3 protein-coding genes are annotated in these 3,106 nt (G+C 71.2%); all 3 read left to right on the top strand.

What is annotated here, in order from left to right; genetic code table 11:
- Window positions 1-125 precede the first annotated feature (125 nt).
- A complete protein-coding gene (locus KME75_RS40695) occupies window positions 126-1,037 on the top strand; it encodes a tyrosine-type recombinase/integrase (protein ID WP_308283496.1) in 912 nt (303 codons plus the stop codon).
- Entirely contained in the window at window positions 1,034-1,378 is a 345-nt protein-coding gene (locus KME75_RS40690; RefSeq protein ID WP_219420330.1) for a helix-turn-helix domain-containing protein, read from the top strand. Before KME75_RS40695 ends, KME75_RS40690 begins: the two co-directional genes overlap by 4 nt.
- A 299-nt stretch (window positions 1,379-1,677) precedes the next feature.
- Window positions 1,678-2,829, top strand: a complete 1,152-nt coding sequence (locus KME75_RS40685) for a site-specific integrase (protein WP_219420329.1) — start codon at window positions 1,678-1,680, stop codon at window positions 2,827-2,829.
- The last annotated feature ends 277 nt before the right edge of the window (window positions 2,830-3,106 follow it).

The following is a 3,106-nucleotide window of genomic DNA, read 5'->3' as shown; positions in this document are numbered from 1 at the left end:
GCCGACCGCGCCAACATCGCCCACGCCCGACGAGACCTCCTCAACCGCGACGACGTCTTCACCGCGTACGGCATCTAACTGAATCCGACCAAACCGGACAAAGATCAACAACGCCGGGGCCCTGGGTGCGCAGGTGGTTCGAGCGGCCGTTGTGGGAGATGGAGCCGCGGGACGCGGAGCGGTATTTCGGCACGCTCCTGCGCGGGGTGTCGGCGTCGACGCGGGCGGCGCGGGCGCAGGTGCTGGTGACCTATTTCGAGTTCCTCGAGCTTCGCCACAAGGTCGAGCTGCACGAGCTGACCGGGCGGGTGGTCGAGTGCCCGATCGATGAGATGAATCGGCCGCGGATGTCGGTCGAGGCGCGACTGCGGATCCCGCCGACCGAGGCCGAGCTGGAGCAGCTGTTCGCCGGGTGGCGGCAGGAGTTGGTGTCGTGTCGCAAGTTCGCCCCGTCGGACCGGAACTACATGGTGGCGCGGTTGTCGGCGGATGTGGGGCTGCGGATCAACGAGGCGTGCATGCTCGACCTCGACGATGTCCGGTGGGAGCTGGGCCGCTTCGGCAAGCTCAACGTCCGCCACGGCAAGGGCGCCCGGCGGAAGGGACCGCGGCAGCGGCTGGTGCCGTTGATCAATGGTGCGGACCGGGCGCTGGCGTGGTTCGTGCAGGATGTGTGGGGCCAGTTCGACGCCGATCACAGCCTGCCGGGTGCGCCGTTGTTCCCCTCCGAACGGCGCCGCCTCGACGGCCCGGGCGCCCGGGTGAGTACCGATGTGGTGCGGCGCGGGCTGACCGAAGCGGTCGCCCGGCACCTGCCGGGCTGGGCGGGCAGGCTGACGCCGCACGTGTTGCGGCACTACTGCGCCAGCCAGCTCTACCGGGCCGGGGTGGACATCATCGCGGTGCAGGAACTGCTCGGGCATTCGTGGATCTCGACGACGATGCGGTATGTCCATGTGCACGCCACTCGGGTCGAGGACGCGGTGATGGCCGGCCAGCAACGCGGCGCGCAGCGGTGGGAAGGGCTGCTCCGATGAAGTGGAACCTGCGCCTGGCCGCGGCCAACCGTGGCATCTGGAAGGCCAGCGAGCTGCGCCGGATGCTCGCCGAGCGCGGCGTGGAGATGAGCACCGGGAAGATGTCGGGGTTGTGGTCGGGCCAGCCCAGCGTTCTGCGTCCGGAGGAGCTGGACGCGTTCTGCGCGGTCCTCGACTGCCAGATCAGCGACCTGATCACCGCCGAACCGGGGAAGGCGCCCGCTGCCCGGTCGGGCGCGGAGCAGACCGACACCGCGGTCGGGCAGGGAGATGCCGCTGCGGGTTCGGTGCGGTCGGTCACCCCGAGGCTGCGGCCGGGCCGTTCGCTGCCGCCGCGGTGACAGGCGACCGGCAGGTCGACCCGCCGTGTCGAACCTGCGGCGGGCCGGTCGATCGCCGCGCTGGACCTCGCGGCGGTCGGCCCCGACTGCACTGCCATGCGTGCCGGCGCGTGGTCCGGCGTGCTGTGGCTGAGATCCGCCGTGATGATCAGCCGTGCTTGGCCTGCGGTGGCCCGGTCGATCGAAGTGCGGGTCGGCGCGGTGGGCGGCGCCGGTTGCGCTGCCACGGGTGTCGTCCGCCCGCCGTCCGCCGGCCCGCCATCCGGCCTCGGCTGGCTGATCGGGTCGAGGCCCTGGCCGTGTCGTCGGTGTTGCGCGCCGCGGTGGAGCGGGCGTTCGAGACTGTGGAGGCGGCCGGCTGGAGCACCCACTCGCTGGAGCGGACGCTGACCGGCCTGCGCCTGGTGTTCGACGGCCATCCCGACGGGCAGCCAGTGCGGCGCAGCGCAGTGCACTCGACGCTCGGCGTGTCGAGTGGCACCCGGGTGGCCAAGGTGGCCCAGGTCCTCGACGACCTCGGCCTGCTCATCGACGACACCACGTCCACGCTCCGCTCCTGGATCGATGGCCACTGCGACGTGCTCCCGGCCGGGTTCCGGACCGAGGTGCGGGCGTGGCTGGTGGTGTTGCTCGACGGCGACGAACGCACCAGGCCCCGGTCGTCCTCGACGCTGTATGGCTACTTCGGACGGGTCCGCCCGCATCTCCTTGCGTGGTCGGCGACTCGCGGGCAGCTGCGCGAGGTCACAGAGGACGATGTGCGCGCCGTGCTCAACCAGCTGCGCGGGCATCGCCTCGCGGGCACGTTCGTCGCGTTGCGGTCGCTGTTCCGCTTCGCCAAGCGCCGACGTCTGATCTTCGCCGATCCGACCCGCCGGCTGCATGTCGGGCGGGCACCGACCCGGGCGGTGCTCCCGATGACCGACACCCAGATCGCCGCTGTCGAGCACGTCGCGGTGACACCGGCCCAGCGGCTGGTGATGGCCCTGGTCGCCGTCCACGCCGCCCGCGCCGCGGCGATCCGCGAGCTGACCCTCGACGACGTCGACCTGGCCGGTCGCCGCATCACCCTGGGCGGTCACTCCCAGCGGCTCTCGGAGCTCGTGCACCACGCGCTGCTCGCCTGGCTGCAGCATCGACGGCGCACCTGGCCCCACACGCCCAATCGGCACGTGCTGGTCTCCACGGTCACCGCGACCGGCACCGGCCCGGTCAGCGACTACTACCTGACCTGGCACCTGCTGCTGCGTGGTGTCCAACTCGAGCACATCCGCGGCGACCGTGTCCTGCACGAAGCACTCGCCGTCGGGGCGGACCCGCTGCACCTGGCGGCGGTGTTCAACCTCAGCGCGGCGACCGCGATCGCCTACGCCGACATCGCCTGCAGCCTCCTCGAACGTCCCGTCGAGTCCATTCCGGCGTCGGCCCAGGCATCCCCGTCCGACGTCTGAACCCCCGCGTCGGCACAGGACCCGGCCATCCGCACTGCTCCGCGGCCTGGCAGTCTGCCCGAACCGGACGCGATCACGATCGCGAGCAGCCGAAAGCCGGTGGGTTCGTTCTGAGAATCGTTCATTCAGACTGAACCCACCGGGGTCGTTAACTGGGAGGATCGCGTATTCATCTGCCGCGTGTTCTCGGCTTCGCTCCCGGGGCGGGTGCGGCGTAGCGGTTCCAGATGCCGCCGGCGTGGATGGTCTGGCGCTGGGTGGTGGTGTGGTGGAACCC

The sequence above is a fragment of the Pseudonocardia nigra genome (assembly GCF_019396355.1).
Lineage (GTDB): Bacteria > Actinomycetota > Actinomycetes > Mycobacteriales > Pseudonocardiaceae > Pseudonocardia > Pseudonocardia nigra.
The sequence above is the reverse complement of the archived record's forward strand: the minus strand, read 5'-3'. Positions and strand labels throughout refer to the sequence as shown.

Coding starts and splice junctions, on each gene's coding strand:
- KME75_RS40690 (WP_219420330.1), top strand. CDS start 1,034: ATGAAGTGGAACCTGCGCCTGGCCGCGGCCAACCGTGGCATCTGGAAG.